This window comes from Kribbella sp. NBC_00482, assembly GCF_036013725.1.
GTDB lineage: Bacteria > Actinomycetota > Actinomycetes > Propionibacteriales > Kribbellaceae > Kribbella.
On record NZ_CP107881.1, the window covers coordinates 3365771 to 3386006 of the forward strand.

A 20236-nucleotide genomic window follows, 5' to 3' on the forward strand; every position below is an offset into this window, starting at 1 on the left:
CGGGGATCGCCCCGGGCCCGGCGACCGGACGAACGACATGGACGCTGAGCTGAACAACGCGCCGCTGGTGGTGGTGACCGGCGGGCTGGGGCGCGTCGCCACGGTGGTCGTGCCGTGGTTGCGCAAGCACTACCGGGTGCGGCTGATCGACAGCGCCGTACCGGCGCAGCGAACGGCCGGCCTGGTGCAGGCCGACCTCGGCGATCCGGAGGAGGCCCGCGACGCCCTCGCCGGAGCTGACGCGGTCCTGCACCTGGCGGCGAACAGCAGCCCCTGGCAGACCTGGGACAGCGTGTACGCCGCCAACGTGTGGACGACCCAGGTCGTACTCGAGGCTGCTGCGGCGCACGGCGTACCGAAGCTGGTGCTGGCCAGTTCGCTGCACGCGCTGGGTGAGTACAACCGGCCGCAGTACTGGCCTGTCGATCCACGGCTCGACCCGCGCCCGTGCTGCCCGTACGGACTGGGCAAGGTCGTCCTGGAGGCGCTCGGCCGGACGCATGCCGAGCGCACCGGCGCATCGGTCACCTGCCTGCGTCTCGGCCTGACCGGTTGGCCGCCGTCCGAACGCCGCTACCTCGGCCAGTGGCTGTCCGAGGACGACGCCGGCCGGCTGACACTCGCCGCCCTGCAGGCGCGAGAGCGGTACGGCGTGCACTTCGGCGTCTCCGCGAACACCCGCAACTACTGGGACACCAGCTCCGCCCGGCACCAACTGGGCTACCGACCCGAAGACGACAGCGAAGCCCTGGCGGACCGGGCCGGCCCCTCCTCCGGCCCGGTCTGCCGGCTGTTCGACCCAGAGACATCCGATTGAGAGGCTGGCCATGACCACAACGAACGCAGGGCTCTCCCGCCGCCGGTTCCTGGCGATCGGCAGCGCGGCCGCCGGCGGTGCGCTGGCGGTGGGCTGCTCGCCCGCGTCCTCCACGAACACCCCAGCCGCCGCCCCGGGCACGGGCTCGGCCGCCAAGGGCACTGTGACCGTCATGTCGCAGTCGGGCGAGTTCGGCCCGAAGGAGGCCAAGGCGGCCGGGCAGGCGCTCGGTCTGACCGTGAAGACCGTCGAGTACGACCTGACCAAGCTGACCGCGATGCTCGCCAGCGGCAACCCGCCGGACGTGGTCCGGGGCATGGGAGCGACGGACACGCCGTACCTGGTGGCCAGGCAGGTCGCGGAGAACCTGGACCCGTACTTCGCGAAGAGCACGCTGATCAAGGCGGACGACATCGACCCCGTCAACGACCTCTGGCGGTACGACGGCGAGAAGCAGGGCAGCGGCCCGCGGTACGGCTTCGCGAAGGACTACTCGCAGGACTGCACGATCTGGTTCAACAGCGCGCTGTACGACGCCGCGAAGGTGACCCATCCAAGTGCGACGACGCCGCTGCTGCTCGACGACCTGCTCGACGAGGGCAAGCGCCTGGTGAAGCGGCAGGGCGCCAAGGTCAGTGTCTACGGCCTGAACCCGAACGGGCTGGGCCTGTTCACCCAGCTGGCCTGGTTGACCGACCTGGCCGGAGGAAAGCTGACGTCCGACGACCTGGCCTCGGTCGACTTCAGCAGTTCGGAGGCGCAGCGCGCCCTCACCTGGTACCTGGACTACGCGAAGGCGGGGATCGGGCCGACCGTGCTCAACCCCGATCCGAACGGCTGGGACGGCCCGACCTTCCAGGCCGGCCGGATGGCGACCACGCTCAGCGGCTACTGGCTCGGTGGCCTGTTCGCCGGCGACCCCAAGTCCGCCAAGGTGGCGGGCTTCGCGCCGGCGCCGCAGTTCGACACCAGCCGACGGATCAGCCCGTGCTTCGGCGCGACCGGCCTGTGGATGCCCAAGGCGAGCAAGAACAAGGACGCCGCTTGGGCGGTGATGGAGTGGTTCCTGGCCGGCGATCCCGCGAAGGCGCGGGCGACGGGCGGCTGGGGCATTCCGCCGCTCAAGTCATTGCAGAAGCTGATGCCGCAGAAGCTGCCGTACCAGAAGCAGGCCTACGAGGTGCAGATGGCGGAGCAGCAGCATTTCTCGGTCACGTCCTCCACGCCGTACCTCCGGCAGGACGCGATCAACGCGATCATCACCCGTGAGTTGCCCAAGGCAATCAAGGGCACGATGACAGCCGGCCAGTTCGCCGACACGCTGAACTCGCAGATCAACCCGCAACTCGCCGACGGAAAGAAGCGGTTGCGGTGAGCTCCGCGCTGACCGACGTACGGCGTTCCACCGTCGCGGAGGCCGCGGTGGAACGCCCGGACCGGAAGAAGAAGCCGCCGACGCTGCGCAAGGCGCGCACCTTCTACCTGTTCGTCGCGCCGTGGGTCCTCGGGTTCGTCGGCCTGACCGTGTTCCCGCTCGGGTACGCGTTCTGGCTCAGCCTGACCGACTCCGACGGCCTGTCGCCCAGGACGCACTTCGTCGGCTTCCAGAACTACATCGACATCTTCCACGACCCGCTCACCCTGAGCTCGCTCGCCAAGACCGGCATGTTCGCGCTCGTCACCGTGCCGTTGTCGATCCTCGCCGGGTTGCTGCTCGCGGTGATGGTGAACCAGCCGATCCGGGCGCGAGGGCTGTACCGGGCGCTGATCTATCTGCCGGCCGTGGTGCCGCCGGTCGGTGCGGCGCTGACGTTCCGGTTGATCTTCGACCGCGACGCCGGTGCGGCGAACGGCATCCTGAGCACCCTCGGTGCGAACCCGATCACCTGGCTCGTGGATCCGAACGCCCGCTATGTGCTGTACGCCCTGGTGCTGTGGGGCTGCGGCGGATCGATGATCATCTCGCTGGCCGGGCTGCAGGACATCCCACGGGAGCTGCTCGAGGCCGCGCAGGTCGACGGGGCGTCGTACTGGCAGTCGTTCACCAGGATCACCATCCCGCTGCTGTCACCGGTGATCCTGTTCCAGGTGATCACCGGCATGATCGGCTCCCTGCAGTCGTTCGCACCGTTGCTGTTGTCGTCGGGTTCGCTGAGCGGCGCCGGGGCGGTGCCTCAGGGCAACTACCTGTACATGATCCACGTGTTCGCCCAGTACTTCAGCGCGTCCCGCTTCGGCTACGCGTCGGCGATGTTGTGGCTGCTGTTCGCGGTCATCCTGCTCGTCACCCTGCTGATCATCAAGGTCAGCGCCCGGACCGTCTTCTACACCGTCGAACCGGAGGGGACGAAATGACGCGGACCTACCGGTGGGCGCTGTCCCTCGTACTGCTGGCTGTCGTTCTGGTGATGATCAGCCCGATCCTCTGGCTGGTGTCGAGCTCGCTGAAGTCGTCGGCCGAGATGGCGTCGTTCCCGCCGACCTGGTGGCCGTCGCAGCCCCGGTTCGCGAACTACACCGAGGCGATCTCCAGCGTGAACTTCCTCGGCGCCGCGCAGAACTCGCTGACCATCGCGTTCATCAGTACGACGTTGACCACGCTGAGCTCGGCCTGGGTCGGATTCGGGTTCGCCCGGCTGACGGCACCGGGGAAGAAGCAGTTGTTCGTCGTGCTCCTGGCGACGATGATGTTGCCGGGGATCGTGACGCTCGTTCCGACGTACCTGATCTTCGCGAAGCTGCACATGGTCAACACCTACTGGCCGTGGGTGGCCTGGGGGCTGGGTGGCAGCGCGTTCCTGATCTTCCTGTTCCGGCAGTTCTTCGCCGGCATCCCGCGGGAGATGGAGGAGGCCGCGATCATCGACGGCTGCGGGTACGTCGGGATCTTCTGGCGGATCTTCCTGCCGCAGTCCTGGCCGGTGATCGCGGCCAGCGTGATCCTCTCCTTCACGCACGCCTGGGGTGACTTCGTCGGCCCGGCCATGTTCCTCAGCCAGGACAGCACGACCCTGGCCGTGGCGATGGCCACCGGCTACGTCAACGACAAGGGCCTCCCGATGAACAACCTGGTCGCCGCCGGCGCGGTCATGTACGTCCTCCCCGTCCTGATCCTCTTCCTCTTCATGCAGCGCCGCTTCGTCAGCGGCTTCTCGACGTCAGGGATCAAATGATGAGACTACGAATCCTCAGCGCTGTCGTGCTGTTGCTCGCGGCAAGCGTCACCAGCGTCCCCGCCCAGGCACAGGCGGCGAGTCCCACCTGTACGTCCGCGCCGCAGCGACCTGCTGGGATGCGGCTGAGTTGGCATGACGAGTTCGGCGGTCGCGCGTTGGACCGGCGGTCGTGGAGCACGGTGATGGACTTCCCTGGTAGGGCGGGTGGGCACTACCACAACACGTCGTACGGGAGTTACGCCGTCGACGAGAACGTCGTGCTGTCCGGTGGGAAGTTGCGGCTGGTGACCGACAACAAGCCGGTGGTCGGCACGGACCCGGCCGGGACGTACCAGTACACCGAGGGGTTCATCTCCTCGCACGACAAGTTCTTCCAGACCTACGGGTACTGGGAGATCTGCGCGAAGTTCCCGGCCGGCAAGGGAGTGTGGCCGGCGTTCTGGCTGATTCCGCAGGACCGCAGTTGGCCGCCGGAGATCGATGTCGCCGAGTGGTTCGGGAGCATCGAGAGCATGCACAGCGGCCTGGCGTCGGGCACCTGGCCGGACGTTCGCTGGGACAGCCACTGGGCGACCGGACTCAACCCGACGACCGGCTGGCACACGTACGGCGTGCTGTGGTCACCCGGCCGCATCACCTTCACCGTCGACGGCAAACCGACCTCGAGCATCACCGGCGCCCAGGTGCCCGACAAACCCATGTACGTCGTCCTCAACAGCGGCACCTGGGCCAACCCCGACCGCGGCGGCCCACCCGACGCCACAACCCCATTCCCGAACTCCTTCGACATCGACTACGTCCGGGCCTACCAGCCGAAATAGCGGTGTCAGACAAATATGTACTATTCTGAAGCCATGGCTGAAGTTCCGATCCGGATGTTGAACCAGGAGACGGCCCGGGTGCTGGCCCGGGTCAAGCAGGGTGAGGAGATCGACATCACCGAACGCGGCGTCGTGGTCGCGCGACTGGTGCCCGCTGAGGCGTCGCCAACGGCGTGGCTGCTCGCTACAGGGAGTTTCCGGCCGGCTCGGCTGACTAGAGCCTTCTCGCGGCCGAAGGGTGAGGTGCGCACTGATCACGAGGCCGGCGCTCTCTTGGAGCAGATGCGAGACGAGGAGCGCTACTGATGATCTACCTGGACACAGCGGCGTTGGTGAAGCTCGTCCGACGCGAGGCGGCGTCGGACGAGCTCGTCGATTGGCTCAATGAGCAAGTCGATCGGATCTTCGTCTCGTCGGCTTTGGTGGAGGTGGAATTGCCTCGCGCCCTCCGGCGATCCGAGCCGGCTCTTCTCACATCCGCCCCATCCGTCCTGGCCCACGTTTCGGTGTATGACGTCGACGAGACGGTGCGCAGCACCGCGGCCTCTTACCAGGACCCGTGGATCCGCTCGCTGGACTCGATCCACCTCGCGACGGCGGACGCCGTACTGGGCGACGAACTGACTGCCTTCGTCACCTACGATCGTCGGCTACTGGCCACCGCCAAGGCGATCGGGCTGCCCGTCGCGAGTCCTGGGATGTCCTGAGGGTCAGCGCGGTGCTGGGGTGGAGCCTGCGGGTGGGAGGGCGGTGTCGCCGGGTTGGGCCTGGCGGTGCGGGCCCTGACGGAACAGGTCGTCGGACGACAGGTTCTTGCCGCAGACGAAGAGCCGGAGCGGCCAGGACGTGGTGCGGGTGTGCACGATGATGACGAAGGTGCGGGGAGCCGGGTCCACGCACGTGGTTGCCGGTATCAGCAACCCGGGACCGACCCTGCGCAATTGGTTCGTGAACTTGGTGACCTGGTCCGCGGGCATGGACGAACCGGCGACCAGGGAGTTCTTGAAGTACTCGCAGACGTTGATCGAGATCACTTCGTCCTCGCCCAGTTTGCCGGGCTGGTCGCCTGGGTCGCGGGGAGTGCAGCCGTAGTAGTCGGTGTCGGTGATCGGGCGGGCCGAGTCGAGGATGCGTTCGCGGAGGGCGTCGTCCCGGGTGAGAACGCTCAGCTTCACCCCTCCGACCAGGCGCGTCTCTTCGGTCCAGCCACCGTCGTACCGCTTGATCCCCGGTGCTTGGACGTCGTTGAACCACAGGTAGTCCTGCCGTTCCGTCAATGGCAGCACTGCAGCCGCGCAGGGCAGCCGCCGGCCGCCGAGCCAGTCGTTGAATCGCCCGATCACCGGGCTGCCGAGAGAGGCGGGACATGGCGCCGAGCCGGACACGTACTGCGTCCAGCTCGAAGGCACTTGTACCTGGACCGTCTTGAAGGACTCCCAATGCCACCCCGGCGCCGGGGTCAGAGCAGCCGGCGGATCGGTGTGCAGCTCGGTGCTGAGGTTCTGCGACGCGGTGACGGCCGTGGCGACGACCGCCGCGGCGACTACGACAGCGCCGATCGAACGACCGGAACGGCGACGGCGCAGGCGGGCGTGGACCACGGACAGGAGGTGGTCGTCGGCAGGTGCGTCGGCCGCGTGCTTCGACAGGGTGTCCGCGATCAGCTTCTCGGATGCGTCCATCAGCGCTTGGCCTCCTCGGTTCCGATGGTGGTGCGCAGCGATGCCAGCGCACGATGGATCTGCGAGCGGACCGTGGCCGGCGAGCAGCCGAGGATCTTCGCGATGTCCGCGTCCGGGAGATCCTCGTAGTACCGCAGTACGACGGCAGCCCGTTGCTTCGAGGGCAGCGTGGCGCACAACGCCCAGACCGCGTCCTGCTCCGCCTGCGTTTCCGCATGATCCGGACCGGAGCCGGAAGGCGTCAGGTCCGCGGTCGGGGTCTCGCGGCGGAGGAAGCGGCGCCAGCGGGAGATGTCGGCGTTCACGATCGAACGGCGGACGTACGCCTCCGGATCCTGACCGCGGCAGATCCGGGTCCACCGTGAGTACGCGGCGATCAGCGCGTCCTGCACGGCCTCCTCGGCGCGTGCGTGGTCGCGGGTGAGCAGGTAGGCGAACCGCAACAGCGCGGCCCCCCGCTGCGCCACCCACTCGTCGAACTCCGGCGTCTCCATCCGGCACCTCCCACCCACATCACGCCGGCGAGCCCCGGAACGTTGCAGGGATCAGTCAGGTTCGGGAAGTGTCGGTGTCGGTAGCGCCAGCTTCTCGTCCGGTTTCGCGGCCAGTACTTCGTCGACGTACGAGCGGGCCGCCTCCATCGTGTCGACCTCGTGGCCGGCCTGCTCGGACAGGAACCAGCGGTGTTCGAGGACCTCGTGGAAGACCTCGGCGGGCTCGAGTTTGCGCTTCAGGTCGCGGGGGACCGAGCGGACGACGGGTTCGAAGACGTCGGTCAGCCACTGGTGGGCGACGATCTCCTCGTCCTCGTTCTGCTGGTCGGTCGAGGCGGCGAACGAGTCCAGGTCGTTGAGCAGCCGGCGGGCCTGGTTCTCCTCGACGTCCAGCCCGGTCAGGCGGAGCAGCCGCCGCGAGTGGTGCCCGGCGTCGACGACCTTCGGCTGGATCCGGACCTGGCTGCCGTCCCAGTCGGTGATGATGTCGATCTCGGCGACGTCGAAGCCGAGCTCGTTCAGCCGCCGGATCCGCGAGTCCAGCCGGTGCATCTCGTCGTTCGCGAACTCCTCAGGCGCGGTCAACTCGGCCCACAGCGCCTCGTACCGCTTCTGGATCGACTCGACCGTCTCCTGCGGGTCGATCGACTCGTCGAGCAGACCGCCTTCCTGCAGGTCGAGCAGCTCACCGAACAGGTTGATCTCCGCGGTGTAGAGGTCGTGCGCCCGCTGCCCGTCGGAGATGTCCTGGTGCAGCTCGCCGGTCTCGGCGTCCACCAGGTACGCCGCGAACGCGCCGGCGTCGCGCCGGAACAGAGTGTTCGACAGCGAGCAGTCGCCCCAGAAGAAGCCGAGCAGGTGCAGCCGGACGATCAGCGCGACCAGGGCGTCGATCAGCCGGTTGACCGTGTCGGGGCGCAGCGTGCTGGAGAACAGCGCCCGGTACGGCAGTGAGAACTGAAGGTGCCGGGTGATCAGGATCGAGTCGATCGGCTCACCGTTGCGGTCGATCCGGTCGGTGATCACGCCGACGGGTTCGACGGACGGCGACTCCAGCCGTTCGAGGTCGCGGAGCAGGCGGTACTCGTGCATCGCGAGGTGCTCGAGGACCTCCTTGATCGCGTACACGTTGCCGTTGACCCGGACGAAGCGGACCACGTGCCGCGAGATACCGCGCGGCAGCGCGACCAGCTGGTCCTCGGGCCAGTCCTCCAGCGGGACGTCCCACGGGAGCGACAGCAGACCGGTGTCCGGGCGGGTGGCGACGAATCGAGGCACGGCTCCCAGTGTGTCAGGAATCCTGCGAGGGTGTCTGAGAGTTCAGCGAGGTACGCAAGTGCTTGCAAATTCTTGCGTGAATAGGCGTAGAGTTTGCGTCATGACACGACGACTTGCAGAGGTGGCGAAGAAGGTCGGGGTCAGCGAAGCCACCGTGAGCCGGGTCCTGAACGGGAAGCCCGGTGTGTCCGAGGCGACCCGGGAAGCCGTCCTGACGGCGCTCGACGTGCTCGGGTACGAGCGGCCCACCCAACTCCGGGGTGATCGCGCCCGGCTCGTCGGGCTGGTCCTGCCCGAGTTGCAGAACCCGATCTTCCCGGCGTTCGCCGAGGTCGTCGGCGGGGCGCTCGCGCAGCAAGGGTTCACGTCGTTGCTCTGCACCCGGACCGTCGGCGGCGTGTCCGAGGCCGACTACGTGGATCTGCTCCTCCAGCAGCAGGTGTCCGGGGTCGTGTTCGCCGGCGGGTTCTACGCGCAGGCGGACGCGCCGCACGGGCACTACGAGCTGATCCAGGAGCGCAAGCTGCCGACCGTACTGGTCAACGCCGCCGTCGATCACCTCGGCTTCCCGCAGGTCTCGTCGGACGACTACGTCGCCGCGGAGATGGCCATCGGCCACCTGCGCGCCCTTGGCCACCGGCGGATCGGAATGGTCCTCGGCCCGCGCGACCACATCCCGTCGCGGCGGAAGCTGGAGGCGTTCATGGCCGCCGAGGAGGCGGATCCGGGGCTCGTCGAGCACACGATGTTCTCGCTCGAGGGCGGGCACGCGGCCGCGACCAAGTTGGTGAACGCCGGTGTCACCGGCATCGTCTGCGCCAGCGACATCCTTGCCCTCGGCGCCATCCGCGCTGTACGCCGGGCCGGCCTGAGCGTCCCCGACGAGGTCTCGGTGATCGGGTACGACGACTCCGCGATGATGAACTGCACCGACCCGCCGCTGACCACCGTGCGGCAGCCGATCGACGCGATGGGCCGCGCCGCCGTCGACATGCTGGTCGCCCTGATCGAACGCGCCGCCGTCCCCGCCGACGAACTCCTCTTCGAACCCGAGCTCGTCGTCCGCGCCTCCACCGCGCGAGCCCGCATCTAGCCACGCAACACCCGGCAGCCGCTGACCCCACAGGGTCGGCGGCTGTTGTCGTCTGTCCCCCGGCAGGCAATCTCCCACATGAAGTCACGTTTTTGCAATGCTAGATCGAAGTATTGCGTTCACGCGTCCAGTTCCCTACGGTGTCGGCACGAGTCAAGGGAGAGGGTGGAGATGACCACAACGCGCCGCGGGCTCAGCCTGCTGCTGGTGATGGGACTCGGGCTGGTGACCGCGTCCTGCGGATCGGACGACAAGGAGCCGGCGGGGGCGGCCGACGGTCCGGTGACGATCACGGTCGGCTGCGAGCCGCCGAAGAGCAACCCGAAGGAACGTGAGGCCTGGGAGGCCGATGTCGCCGCGTTCCAGAAGGCGCACCCGAACATCACGGTCGAGGGCAAGGACGCGTTCCCCTGCATCAACCCGGACACCTTCCAGGCGAAGCTGGCCGGCGGGACGCAGGAGGACGTCTTCTACGTCTACTACACCGACGTCCGGAAGATCATCGAGAAGAAGCAGGCCGCGGACATCAGCCAGTACGTCGGCAGCGTGAAGCCGGTGAACGACCTGCGCAAGGACGTGATGAGCGTCTTCAAGGACAGCGACAAGACGTACGGCCTGCCGCGGAACAACTACAACATGGGCCTGGTCTACAACCGGAAGCTGTTCACCCAGGCCGGTCTCGACCCGGCCAACCCGCCGAAGACCTGGGAGGAGGTCCGGGCGGCCGCGAAGAAGATCGCCGCGCTGGGCCCGGGACACGTCGGTTTCGGCGAGTACTCGGCCGGCAACACCGGCGGCTGGCACTTCGCCGCGGAGCTGTACGCGCGCGGCGGGTCGATGGTCAGCGACGACGGGAAGACCGCGGCGTTCAAGAGCGACGAGGGCAAGGCGGTCCTCGAGAACCTGAAGCAGATGCGCTGGGACGACAACTCCATGGGCAGCAAGCAGTTGCTGCAGTGGGAGGACCTGATGCGCATGATGGGCGGCGGCAAGCTCGGCATGATGATCGGTGCGCCGGACGTCGTGCAGTCGGTGAACAACGACTTCAAGGGCAAGTTCGAGGACTACGGCGTCACCGCCGTACCGGAGTCGGACGGGAAGTCGTCGCTGAGTGGCGGCGACGGGTACATGTTCAACCCGAAGGCGTCGCCGGAGAAGATCAAGGCGGGCCTGCTGTGGCTCGAGTTCCACGAGCTGACGCCGGGCCAGGGCCAGTTCAACTACGCGCGGTCGAAGGAGCAGGGCCGGCCGGTCGGTCTGCCGATCCCGGACCTGTACGGGACCAGTGCCCCGGGCAGCGAGATCAACGCGCTGCGCAAGCAGTACGCGACGGTCCCGGTCGACAACTTCACGCCGTACGTCAGTGCCCAGGGAAACATCACCAACAAGCTCGAACCGCCGAAGGCGCAGGAGCTGTACGCCGTCCTCGACGTGGCGATGTCCGCGGTGCTGACCCGCAAGGACGCCGACATCGACAAGCTGCTGAGTGACGCGGAAGGCAAGGCGAACAAGATCTTGGCGAAGAACACGTAATGACGGTGACCGAGGAGCGGGTCCGTCGTCCCCAGCCGGGGGCGACGGACCCGCGGTCCCCAGACGACCACGGTGCAGTGCGGCGGGCGGTGGGGCGAAACCTCACGGCGTACGGATTCCTGTGCGCGGCCCTGATCTGTTTCGCCTTGTTCTCCTGGTATCCGATGATCCGGGAGATCGTGCTGAGCTTCCAGCAGAACAACTTCGTCGACCCGGGGGAGTGGGTCGGCTTCGACAACTTCCGGAGCGTGGTCGCAGACCCGGCGTTCCGGTCCGCGTGGCTGAACACCGCGGCGTTCAGTGGGCTGGCACTGGTGATCGGGTACGCCGTACCGTTCGTGCTGGCCGTCGTACTCAACGAACTCAAGCACGCGAAGGCGTACCTGCGCTTCGTCGTGTACCTGCCCGTGATGCTCCCGCCCGCGGTCGCCGTACTGCTCTTCAAATGGTTCTACGACCCCGGAGCGGGCCTGTTCAACCAGGCGCTCGACGCGGTGCATCTCCCGCCGTTGAGTTGGCTGGACTCCACGAGTACGGCGCTCGTCAGCCTGGTGATCGTGTCGACGTGGATGAACCTCGGCACCGGCACGCTGATCTACCTCGCCGCGCTGCAGAGCATCCCCGGCGACCTGTACGAGTCGGCGGAGCTCGACGGAGCCGGCCTGTTCAAGCGGGTCCGGCACGTGACGATCCCGCAGACCAAGCTGATCCTGCTGGTGATGCTGCTCCTGCAGGTCGTCGCCACCATGCAGGTCTTCATCGAGCCGTACCTGCTGACCGGCGGCGGCCCGGAGAACGCGACCGTCACCGTCGCCTACCTGATGTACCAGTACGCGTTCAACTTCGGTGACTTCGGCGGCGGCTCCGCTCTCGGTCTGATGCTCATGATCGTCCTGCTGGTCTTCTCCACGATCTACCTGCGTGTGTCCCGCGAGGAGGCCGAGCGATGAGAACCCTGGTGTCACCCCTCGCGCTCCGTACGCCGCGCGGCCGGATCATCTACTGGACGATCCTGACGGTCACGGTCGTCGGCTTCACCGGCGCGTTCGTCTTCCCGTTCTACTGGATGGTGAGCGGCGCGCTCAAGTCGCCTGACGAGCTTGCGCAGATCCCTCCGAGCTTCTTCCCGAAGTCGGTCGACTTCAGCGTCTACAAAGAGGCCTGGGACCAGCTCCAGTTGGGCGTCTTCCTCAAGAACACCGTCGTGTACGCCGGTGGCGCGTGGCTGTTCACGCTGGCAGTCGATGTGTCGGCGGCGTACGCGCTGTCGAAGCTGCGGCCCGTCCTCGGGAAGCTCGTGCTCGGTGCGATGCTGGCGACGCTCATGATCCCGCCGATGGTCCTGCTGCTGCCGACGTACCTGGTGGCGAAGGATCTGCCGATCCTGCACCTGGACCTGCTGAACACACCGTGGGCGATCTGGTTGCCGGCGGCAGCGAACGGGTTCTTCGTGTTCCTGCTCAAGCGGTTCTTCGACTCGATCCCGAAGGAGCTGCTCGAAGCGGCCGAGATCGACGGTGCGTCACCGCTGCGGATCCTGTGGTCGATCGTGCTGCCGGTGTCGCGGCCGATCATCGGCGTGGTGTCGATCCTGTCCGTCGTCACGGTGTGGAAGGACTTCGTCTGGCCGCTGCTGGTGCTGCCGGAGACGGACAAGATGTCGATCAGTGTCGGCATCGCGTCGCTGTCCGCCCAGATGCCGCAGAACGTCCTGATCGCGTCGCTAGTGATCGCCAGCCTGCCCACGATCCTCGTCTTCTTCGTGTTCCAGCGCAGCATCATGGCGGGCCTGACCGCCGGAAGCCTGAAAGGTTAAGGAGATTTGATGGCCGACGAATGGTGGCGTGGAGCTGCGATCTACCAGGTGTACCTGCGGAGTTTCGCGGACGGCAACGACGACGGGATCGGCGACCTGGCCGGTCTGCGCGCGAAGCTGCCGTACCTGGCCGAGCTCGGGATCGACGCGATCTGGCTGAACCCGTGGTATCCGTCGCCGATGGCCGACGGCGGGTACGACGTCGCCGACTACCGCGCGATCGACCCGGCGTTCGGCACCCTCGCCGAGGCGGAGGCGTACATCGCCGAGGCGCACGCCCTGAACATCCGGACGATCATCGACATCGTGCCGAATCATGGGTCCGACCAACAGGACTGGTTCGTTCAGGCGTTACGGGCCGGCCCGGGATCACCCGAGCGGGAGCGGTTCTTGTTCCGCCCCGGCCTTGACGATGGTCCTCCCAATGAGTGGCAGTCGATCTTCAACGGACCCGCCTGGTCGCAGGTCGAGGACGGCGAGTGGTACCTGCACCTGTTCGCCCCGGAGCAGCCCGACTTCAACTGGCGCAATCCCGAGGTCGTCGAGGAGTTCCACGACATCCTGCGGTTCTGGCTGGACCGCGGCGTCGACGGGATCAGGATCGACAGTGCCGCCGTACTGTTCAAGGACCTGGACAGTGCCGAGGAGTCGTACACCGACCACGACGAGGTGCACGAGGTGTATCGCGGCTGGCGGCGGATCTCCGACTCCTACGACGGCCGGTTCTTCGTCGGTGAGATGTGGATGCCGGACCAGGAACGGTTCGCGCTGTACCTGCGACCGGACGAGATGCAGACCGCGTTCAACTTCGACTTCCTGTCCCGCCCGTGGGAAGCCGCGGAACTGAAGGCGTCGATCGATCTCACGCTCTCCACCCATGTCCCGATCGGCGCGCCGCCGACCTGGGTGCTGTCGAACCACGACGTCACGAGACCGGTGACGAAGTACGGGCGCGCGGACACGTCCTTCTCGCACCAGGACCGCAAGCACGGGATGCGGACCGATCTCGTGTTGGGGGAGCGTCGTGCGCGCGCCGCGGCGCTGCTGGCGATGGCGCTGCCGGGTGGCCTGTACGTGTATCAGGGCGAGGAACTCGGGCTGCCCGAGGTGGAGGATCTGCCCGACGAGCTGCTGCAGGACCCGATCTTCACGCGCTCGAAGGGCGCCGACCGCGGCCGAGATGGTTGCCGAGTGCCCCTACCGTGGTCCGGCAAGGAGCCGCCGTTCGGCTTCGGCACCGGTACGCCGTGGCTCCCGCAACCACGTGACTGGAAGAACCTCACCGTCGAGTCCCAGTACGACGACCAGAACTCGATGCTGACCCTCTACCGCACCGGCCTCCACCTACGCCGAACCCTCCTGGGCGACGGCGCCATGACCTGGCTCGACTCCCCACCGAACGTCCTCACGTTCCACCGCGAAACCCTCACCTGCATCACCAACCTAGGCCAAACCGCCGTACCCCTCCCACTGCACGAGGAGGTCCTCCTGACCAGCATCCCCCTGGACCACGGCACCCTCCCCCCGGACACCACCGCCTGGGTCCGGTGATTCGGCAGCGCGGCCGAGGTCATTTGCGAGGCACGGCCAGGTTTCCCCAGCGGTCGCGTCGGTTGTGAAGATGCGCGGTGACGAGTTCCGCAATCCAATGCGCCTGTTGCCGTAACGACTCCGGAACCCTCGCCTCGTCGGCAGCCTGGTGGAAGGCAGCGGGGATGACCTCCTTGATCGCCTTCGTTCGGTCGAGGGATTCATCCGCGCTCAGGTTCAGGCGGCGTCCGGTGATGATCCAGTCCTCATCAGTCACCTTGGCCATGTCCCACGTGTTGCCGATCTTCATTGCCGCTCTGAGTCCGCGTCCCTGGTCGTAGGAAAGCATGGTGGCCACGTCATAGAGCGGCGCCAGTTGGATATCACGCGAGCCGAGAAGTATCGAGTAGTTCTTCGCGTGCGCGTCTGTGGCCCCGATGGCTGCGTTGAACGCGACGTAGTCGAACATCCTCTGCAGGTGTTCTCTCCGCGTTTCGCTGCGGCTGCCGCTGATCAGCAAGCTCCCGATCTGCTGGATGCCCGGTCCGCCGTCGTCCTGGTACTTCTTGATCGGAGGTACGGACAGCGCTTGGCACATGTCCTCCTGATGAAGCCGTACCCATCGCCCGGATTCTCTGACCCGGTCATAGCGCCTGGAGATCAAGACTTCGTACTGGTCGTTGGCCAGTAGCTCGGTCGAGGCCGCGGGCAGACCGCACAACTGGGCTGCTCTCAGGCAGAGGTGCTCGTTGAGGTGATGCCCTTGGTAGTTCGGCATCGACGGCTTGAGAATGTGCGTTGTCGGCGTCGAGTCGCGCGGAACACCCCAGCGCCCCTCTTCCGACCGGAACAACGCAATCTTGCTCTGCGCGCCGGCCAGGCTCCAGCGTCCAGTGTTGCGTCCTGGGTCCCAGGCGTCCGGGCTCTGAGCGAGTTCCGCCAAGGTCCGGTTCAGGGCGTCGTCGGTGAGCCATTCGATGTCGCCTTGGCGGTTGGCAGCGTCGTGCGACGCAATGTCCTCCGGAAGGATCTGAACCGCGCCGGCGGCGTCCCGGCCGATGTGCCGCAGAAGAGCGAACGGGTTGTTCGGGGAGACTTCGTACTTGCGGCCGAGGCGTTGGAGCGCTGCCTCACTGTCCGGAAGCAGCCCGGAGATGAAGGCGCGGACGGGCTTGTTCGGATGCCGTCTCGTCGCTTTCGGCATGGACAAGGACAGCGGAGTGGTGGCCGGGTCCGCGCGGTAGTCGTCGTCGTACTCGAACGAGTACTGACCTTGCGGGTTCTGATGGAGGAGCCCTGTCCGGATGCCGTCGAGGTAGACGACGAGGCGGTCCTCAGCCATTCTTGTCGGTTTCCTCGTGCTGGTGAGCGGCGTCGCCGGGGGTCGCGCCGTCGGCAAGTCCGGCCAGTACGTCGTTCCACCGTGCTTCGTGTGGCGTGTCTTCGGGGTCGCTCTCAACGGCGGTCAGCGACAGGCCTAGCGCGGCGAGGGTGTCGAGTACCAGTTGTAGTTCCAGTCGCGGAGACCCGTGCTCGAGTCGCACCAGCCACTCGCGGGACACCCCGGCGCGCCGAGCGAGTTCCGCCTGGGTAAGTCGCCGCTGGGCGCGGGCGTCGCGCACCATGGCGCCAACGTCCCTGACGGTGTGGAGCTGCATCTCTGGACCTCCGCACGATGTGATCGTACTGCCACATTAGCAAATGTTGCCGTACGACCACAATATTAGATGTGGCCGTACGGCAACATCGTTGCATGTTGCCGTACGGCCACACTGTGCAGGTCAACTGAGCGGGCGGAATCTCCGTAGGCGGAGGCTGTTCGAGACTACGAACACTGAGCTGAAGGCCATGGCTGCGCCGGCGAGCATGGGGTTCAGTAGGCCGGCGGCGGCCAGTGGGAGGGCGGCTACGTTGTAGGCGAAGGCCCAGAACAGGTTGCCCTTGATTGTGCGGAGTGTGCTGCGGGAGAGTCGGATGGCGTCCGCGGCCGCGCGTAGGTCGCCGCGCACGAGCGTCAGGTCACTCGCCTCGATCGCCACGTCGGTGCCCGTACCCATGCTCAGCCCGAGGTCAGCCTGAGCGAGGGCGGCCGCGTCGTTCACGCCGTCGCCGACCATCGCGACCACGCGACCCTCGTCCTGCAGCTTCTTCACCGCGTCGACCTTGCCGGCCGGCAGGACCTCGGCGATCACCTCGTCGATACCGACCTCGCCGGCCACCTTCGTCGCTACCGCTTCGTTGTCGCCAGTCAGCAGTACCGGACGCAGGCCCAAAGCCTTGAGCTGAGCGATCGCCTCCACGGACGTGGGTTTCACGGTGTCCGCGACGACCAGCACAGCCCGTGCCTGCCCATCCCAGCCGACCGCGACCGCCGTACTGCCCTCAGCCTCGGCGTGCTCCTTCGCATGCGCGAGCTTCTCCGGCAGGTACTGGCTCCACTCCTCCAGCAACCGCGTCCGCCCGACGAGTACGGCGTGCCCGTCGACAATCCCCTGCACACCAAGGCCTTCGACGTTCCCGAAGTCCTCGACCTCCGGCAGCTTCCCCGCCTCCAGGGCGGCCCGTGCCACGGCCTGCGCGATCGGGTGCTCGCTCGAGTGCTCGAGCGCCCCGGCCAACCGCAGTACCTCGGCCCGGTCCTGATCCGGAGCGAGCAGTATGTCGACCAGCTCCATCCGGCCCGTGGTGACCGTGCCCGTCTTGTCCAGTACGACGGTGTCGACCCGTCGCGTGGACTCAAGCACCTCCGGCCCCTTGATCAGGATGCCCAGCTGAGCGCCCCGACCGGTCCCGACCATCAACGCGGTCGGCGTGGCCAGGCCCAACGCACACGGGCAGGCGATGATGAGTACGGCGACCGCGGCCGTGAACGCGACCTCCAGCGGCGAACCGTTACCGAGCCAGAAACCTAGCGTTGCCAGCGCCAGCCCGATCACGATCGGCACGAAGATCCCGGACACCTTGTCGGCCAGCCGCTGTACGGCGGCCTTCCCGTTCTGGGCGTCCTCGACCAGCCGCGCCATCTGCGCCAACTGCGTGTCCGAACCGACGCGAGTCGCTCGCACCACCAGCCGGCCGCCGGCATTGACGGTCGCGCCAACGACCGCGTCGCCCTCGCCGACCTCCACCGGCACGGACTCGCCGGTCAGCATCGACGCGTCGACCGCGCTGCTGCCGGTGACGACCACGCCGTCGGTGGCGATCTTCTCGCCCGGCCGGACGACGAACTCGTCACCCACGACGAGCTGGTCGGCCGGGATCCGCGTCTCGGTCCCGTTCCGCAGGACGGCGACGTCCTTCGCGCCGAGTTCGAGCAGGGCCCGCAACGCGGCCCCCGAGCGGCGCTTCGCCCGACCCTCGAAGTACCGGCCGGCCAGGATGAACGTCGTGACGCCGGCGGCGACCTCGAGGTAGATCTCCTCCGCGCCACTGCCGCGGGACGGGATCAACGTGAACGGCATCTTCATGCCTGGCTCGCCGGCCGAGCCGAGGAACAGCGCGTACAGCGACCAGAGGAACGCGCTCACCACCCCCAGCGAGATCAGCGTGTCCATCGTGGCGGCGCCGTGCCGCAGGTTGGTCCAGGCGGCCTTGTGGAACGGCCAGGCCGCCCACGTCACCACCGGGAACGCCAGCGTCAGCGACGCCCACTGCCACGACTCGAACTGCAGCGCCGGGATCATCCCGAACGCGATCACCGGGACCGCGAGGACGATGCTCGCGATCAGCCGCTCCCGCAGGGGTTTCAGCTCGTCCGGCTCGTCGGCCGAAGTTTCGACGGCCGGCGTCGGCAGGCTGGCGGAGTACCCGGTCTTCTCGACCGTGGCGACCAGGTCGTCGGTGGAGATGCCGTCCGCGTACGTCACCTTCGCCTTCTCGGTGGCGTAGTTGACGGTGGCGGTGACGCCGTCCATCCGGTTCAGCTTCTTCTCCACCCGGGCGGCGCACGAGGCGCACGTCATACCACCGATGATGAGTTCGACGGACTGACCGGGCTCGGTGCTGGTCATGATGAAGTGCCTCCTCTCAGTGGCCGTGCGGCGTTTCCGCGTGCCCAGGGGTCTGGGGTGCGGTCGTTGCGGTCGGTAGGGCGGTCGGCGGGACGATCGCGATCCCCGTGGTGCCCACCTTGACGGTGAACTCGGCGGTGTGGACCTTGCCCGCGTGCTGGAAGTCCAGGAACAGGCTGTACGTACTGGCGGTCGGGAAGGTGGTGGCGAACGTGATCCCCGGCCCGCCCTTCATCCCCGCCGTCGCTTCCTGCGCCGGATGGGTGTGCAGGTAGGCGAGGTCTCCGCTGCGCAGCGAGACCAGGTGCCCGAAGGCGCCCAGGTACGGCTGCAGATCCTTGACGGGCTTGCCGCCCCGGCTGATCGTGAACGTCAGCTCGGACTCCTTACCGGCGACCGGGGTGCCCTGCAGCGTCACGTCGTACCCGTCGAAGCTGTAGACGCTCGCCGGTTCGGCGACCGGGACCGGGACGTACAGCCCGGTGACGTTCACGTCCGTGCCGAGGGTGAGCGTGCTGTCGTGGCCGGCCGGCTGGAAGTCGGCGTACAGCCGCCAGGTCCCGCCGGCGGTGAACGTGAACGGGATGCTCCACGTCCCGTCCGCCGCCAGCGTGGGGTGCACGTGGTGGAACCCGGACAGGTCCCGGCGTACCACGATCAGGTGCAGGTCCTTCTCGTGGGTCTTGGTGTACTTCGTGACCGGCTTGCCGTCCGGTCCTTGGATCGTGAAGCGCAGCTCAGTCTTCGTACCGCTGGTGAAGAACGTTTTCGCCGGCGCGAACGTGTAGCCCGCGTCGGACACCGCCAGCCCGGGCAGTTGCCCGGCCGACTCGTGTCCACCGTGTTCCGAGGTGCCTGCAGGCTGCTCCATGCCACCCATCTCCTCTCCGTGGGCCGGTGCCGCGGAGGTGTCGTCGGCCGCCGCGATCGGATCGATCGCGGAGCCGATGCCGAACGCCGCCCCGAAGGCCAGCACCACCGCACCGGCGAACGCGCCGAGCCGGAGCGCGACGGCCCGGCTCATGACGCGGCCAGTTCGTAGCCCGCCTCGTCGACGGCGTCGCGGACGGCGACCTCGTCGAGAGCGGACTCACTCGTCACGTGCACCGCGGAGGTGCCGCCCGCGACGAGGTCGATCTTCACGTCCTGAACACCGACAAGCTTGCTGAGCTCCTCGGTGACAGCCGAAGTGCAGTGACCACAGGTCATACCGGCGACGGAGTAGGTCGTAGTCGTGCTCATATCAATGCTCCTTGCTCGAAACGGGGTGATTGCTCTGAGAGATGTTCAGCTGCGGACGAGGCGGGCGATCGCGTCGGATGCCTCGCGGACCTTCTCCTCGGCCTCGGGGCCGCCCTTCTGCGCGGCCTCGACCACGCAGTGCGAGAGGTGCTCGTCGAGCAGCTCCAGCGAGAACGACTGCAACGCCTTCGTGGCCGCCGACACCTGGGTCAGGATGTCGATGCAGTACTTGTCCTCCTCGACCATCCGCTGCAGACCGCGAACCTGCCCCTCGATCCGCCGCAACCGCTTCAGATGACTGCTCTTCTCGGCGGTGTACCCGTGCACATGTCCCTCATCGGTGGCCATCTCGCGCCCTCTCCTAGCCCTCAGCTACCCCTCCGGGGTATCTCCACGCCCCAGAAGTTACCCCCTACGGGTATAGAACGCAAGTCCTGTGGCGATACCACCTGGGGGTATCTCTCAAGGGCATGACCGGGGCGCCGGTGGGGCCGGACAGGTTATTTCCTGTCCACCGCCCCCGCCCGGGGTGCGCTGGGTTCCAGTCGCTGGACAGCACGCGACTTTGTGCACCGCATCCGCGTCGAAGGACAGCTGACGCGCTGATCCCATGCACAAAGTGGGGAAGAGGAGGTGGATACGCGTCCCCGCACAACAGTCGCCTCAGGTGGTGCGCCGGCCACGCCACGTCGGGCGTCGCGCGCGTGTATGTGTGGGCGGGTGGTGAACAAAGGTGTCAGGCTG

General features: G+C 67.2%; 21 protein-coding genes. 12 read left to right on the top strand and 9 right to left on the bottom strand.

What is annotated here, in order from left to right; all coding sequences use genetic code 11:
* The first annotated feature begins 37 nt into the window (after positions 1-37).
* The 7 genes from OHB24_RS16690 to OHB24_RS16720 are packed head-to-tail and all read left to right on the top strand — an operon-like array spanning position 38 to position 5521.
* Positions 38-817, top strand: coding sequence for an NAD-dependent epimerase/dehydratase family protein (locus OHB24_RS16690; RefSeq protein WP_327639939.1), 780 nt, complete (start codon positions 38-40; stop codon positions 815-817).
* A gap of 10 nt (positions 818-827) precedes the next feature.
* Positions 828-2192: an ABC transporter substrate-binding protein gene (locus tag OHB24_RS16695; protein ID WP_327639940.1), complete on the top strand. Its 1365-nt coding sequence runs from the start codon at positions 828-830 to the stop codon at positions 2190-2192.
* Positions 2189-3172, top strand: a complete 984-nt coding sequence (locus OHB24_RS16700; RefSeq protein ID WP_327639941.1) for a carbohydrate ABC transporter permease — start codon at positions 2189-2191, stop codon at positions 3170-3172. The genes OHB24_RS16695 and OHB24_RS16700 overlap by 4 nt, the downstream gene beginning before the upstream one ends.
* The gene (locus OHB24_RS16705) at positions 3169-3990 is read left to right on the top strand and encodes a carbohydrate ABC transporter permease (protein WP_327639942.1); all 822 of its coding nucleotides are present in this window, start codon (positions 3169-3171) and stop codon (positions 3988-3990) included. Before OHB24_RS16700 ends, OHB24_RS16705 begins: the two co-directional genes overlap by 4 nt.
* On the top strand, positions 3990-4814 hold the full coding sequence (locus OHB24_RS16710) for a glycoside hydrolase family 16 protein (RefSeq protein ID WP_327639943.1): 825 nt from the start codon (positions 3990-3992) through the stop codon (positions 4812-4814). Before OHB24_RS16705 ends, OHB24_RS16710 begins: the two co-directional genes overlap by 1 nt.
* 33 nt (positions 4815-4847) lie before the next feature.
* On the top strand, positions 4848-5120 hold the full coding sequence (locus OHB24_RS16715; protein ID WP_133787274.1) for a type II toxin-antitoxin system Phd/YefM family antitoxin: 273 nt from the start codon (positions 4848-4850) through the stop codon (positions 5118-5120).
* A complete protein-coding gene (locus OHB24_RS16720; protein WP_327639944.1) occupies positions 5120-5521 on the top strand; it encodes a type II toxin-antitoxin system VapC family toxin in 402 nt (133 codons plus the stop codon). Before OHB24_RS16715 ends, OHB24_RS16720 begins: the two co-directional genes overlap by 1 nt.
* Positions 5522-5524: 3 nt before the next feature.
* On the opposite strand, the gene OHB24_RS16725 is transcribed toward OHB24_RS16720, so the two are convergent.
* The 3 genes from OHB24_RS16725 to OHB24_RS16735 are packed head-to-tail and all read right to left on the bottom strand — an operon-like array spanning position 5525 to position 8289.
* Positions 5525-6496 carry a hypothetical protein gene (locus tag OHB24_RS16725; protein WP_327639945.1) on the bottom strand — a complete coding sequence of 324 codons (972 nt, stop codon included), beginning with the start codon at positions 6494-6496 and terminating at the stop codon, positions 5525-5527.
* The gene (locus OHB24_RS16730) at positions 6496-6990 is read right to left on the bottom strand and encodes a SigE family RNA polymerase sigma factor (RefSeq protein ID WP_327639946.1); all 495 of its coding nucleotides are present in this window, start codon (positions 6988-6990) and stop codon (positions 6496-6498) included. The genes OHB24_RS16725 and OHB24_RS16730 overlap by 1 nt, the downstream gene beginning before the upstream one ends.
* A 51-nt stretch (positions 6991-7041) precedes the next feature.
* The gene (locus OHB24_RS16735) at positions 7042-8289 is read right to left on the bottom strand and encodes a DUF4032 domain-containing protein (RefSeq protein WP_442913993.1); all 1248 of its coding nucleotides are present in this window, start codon (positions 8287-8289) and stop codon (positions 7042-7044) included.
* A gap of 79 nt (positions 8290-8368) precedes the next feature.
* Here OHB24_RS16735 and OHB24_RS16740 point away from each other — a divergent pair, with 79 nt between their 5' ends.
* The 5 genes from OHB24_RS16740 (at position 8369) to OHB24_RS16760 (ending at position 14261) form a co-directional block, all read left to right on the top strand.
* Entirely contained in the window at positions 8369-9361 is a 993-nt protein-coding gene (locus tag OHB24_RS16740) for a LacI family DNA-binding transcriptional regulator (RefSeq protein ID WP_327639948.1), read from the top strand.
* 171 nt (positions 9362-9532) lie between these two features.
* The gene (locus tag OHB24_RS16745) at positions 9533-10894 is read left to right on the top strand and encodes an ABC transporter substrate-binding protein (protein WP_327639949.1); all 1362 of its coding nucleotides are present in this window, start codon (positions 9533-9535) and stop codon (positions 10892-10894) included.
* Positions 10894-11844, top strand: a complete 951-nt coding sequence (locus OHB24_RS16750; protein WP_327639950.1) for a carbohydrate ABC transporter permease — start codon at positions 10894-10896, stop codon at positions 11842-11844. The genes OHB24_RS16745 and OHB24_RS16750 overlap by 1 nt, the downstream gene beginning before the upstream one ends.
* Positions 11841-12710: a carbohydrate ABC transporter permease gene (locus OHB24_RS16755; RefSeq protein ID WP_327639951.1), complete on the top strand. Its 870-nt coding sequence runs from the start codon at positions 11841-11843 to the stop codon at positions 12708-12710. The genes OHB24_RS16750 and OHB24_RS16755 overlap by 4 nt, the downstream gene beginning before the upstream one ends.
* A gap of 9 nt (positions 12711-12719) precedes the next feature.
* Entirely contained in the window at positions 12720-14261 is a 1542-nt protein-coding gene (locus OHB24_RS16760; RefSeq protein WP_327639952.1) for a glycoside hydrolase family 13 protein, read from the top strand.
* A gap of 19 nt (positions 14262-14280) precedes the next feature.
* On the opposite strand, the gene OHB24_RS16765 is transcribed toward OHB24_RS16760, so the two are convergent.
* The 6 genes from OHB24_RS16765 to OHB24_RS16790 form a co-directional block, all read right to left on the bottom strand.
* Complete coding sequence (locus tag OHB24_RS16765) at positions 14281-15582, bottom strand: type II toxin-antitoxin system HipA family toxin (protein ID WP_327639953.1); 1302 nt, start codon at positions 15580-15582, stop codon at positions 14281-14283.
* The gene (locus tag OHB24_RS16770; RefSeq protein ID WP_327639954.1) at positions 15575-15865 is read right to left on the bottom strand and encodes a helix-turn-helix domain-containing protein; all 291 of its coding nucleotides are present in this window, start codon (positions 15863-15865) and stop codon (positions 15575-15577) included. Before OHB24_RS16770 ends, OHB24_RS16765 begins: the two co-directional genes overlap by 8 nt.
* 156 nt (positions 15866-16021) lie before the next feature.
* Positions 16022-18250, bottom strand: coding sequence for a heavy metal translocating P-type ATPase (locus OHB24_RS16775; protein WP_327639955.1), 2229 nt, complete (start codon positions 18248-18250; stop codon positions 16022-16024).
* Positions 18251-18266: 16 nt separating this feature from the next.
* The gene (locus tag OHB24_RS16780; protein WP_327639956.1) at positions 18267-19274 is read right to left on the bottom strand and encodes a hypothetical protein; all 1008 of its coding nucleotides are present in this window, start codon (positions 19272-19274) and stop codon (positions 18267-18269) included.
* Complete coding sequence (locus tag OHB24_RS16785) at positions 19271-19492, bottom strand: heavy-metal-associated domain-containing protein (RefSeq protein WP_327639957.1); 222 nt, start codon at positions 19490-19492, stop codon at positions 19271-19273. Before OHB24_RS16785 ends, OHB24_RS16780 begins: the two co-directional genes overlap by 4 nt.
* 45 nt (positions 19493-19537) lie before the next feature.
* Positions 19538-19840 (bottom strand): metal-sensitive transcriptional regulator, encoded by a 303-nt coding sequence (locus tag OHB24_RS16790; RefSeq protein WP_442913974.1) that lies wholly within the window; start codon positions 19838-19840, stop codon positions 19538-19540.
* Positions 19841-20236: the final 396 nt, after the last annotated feature.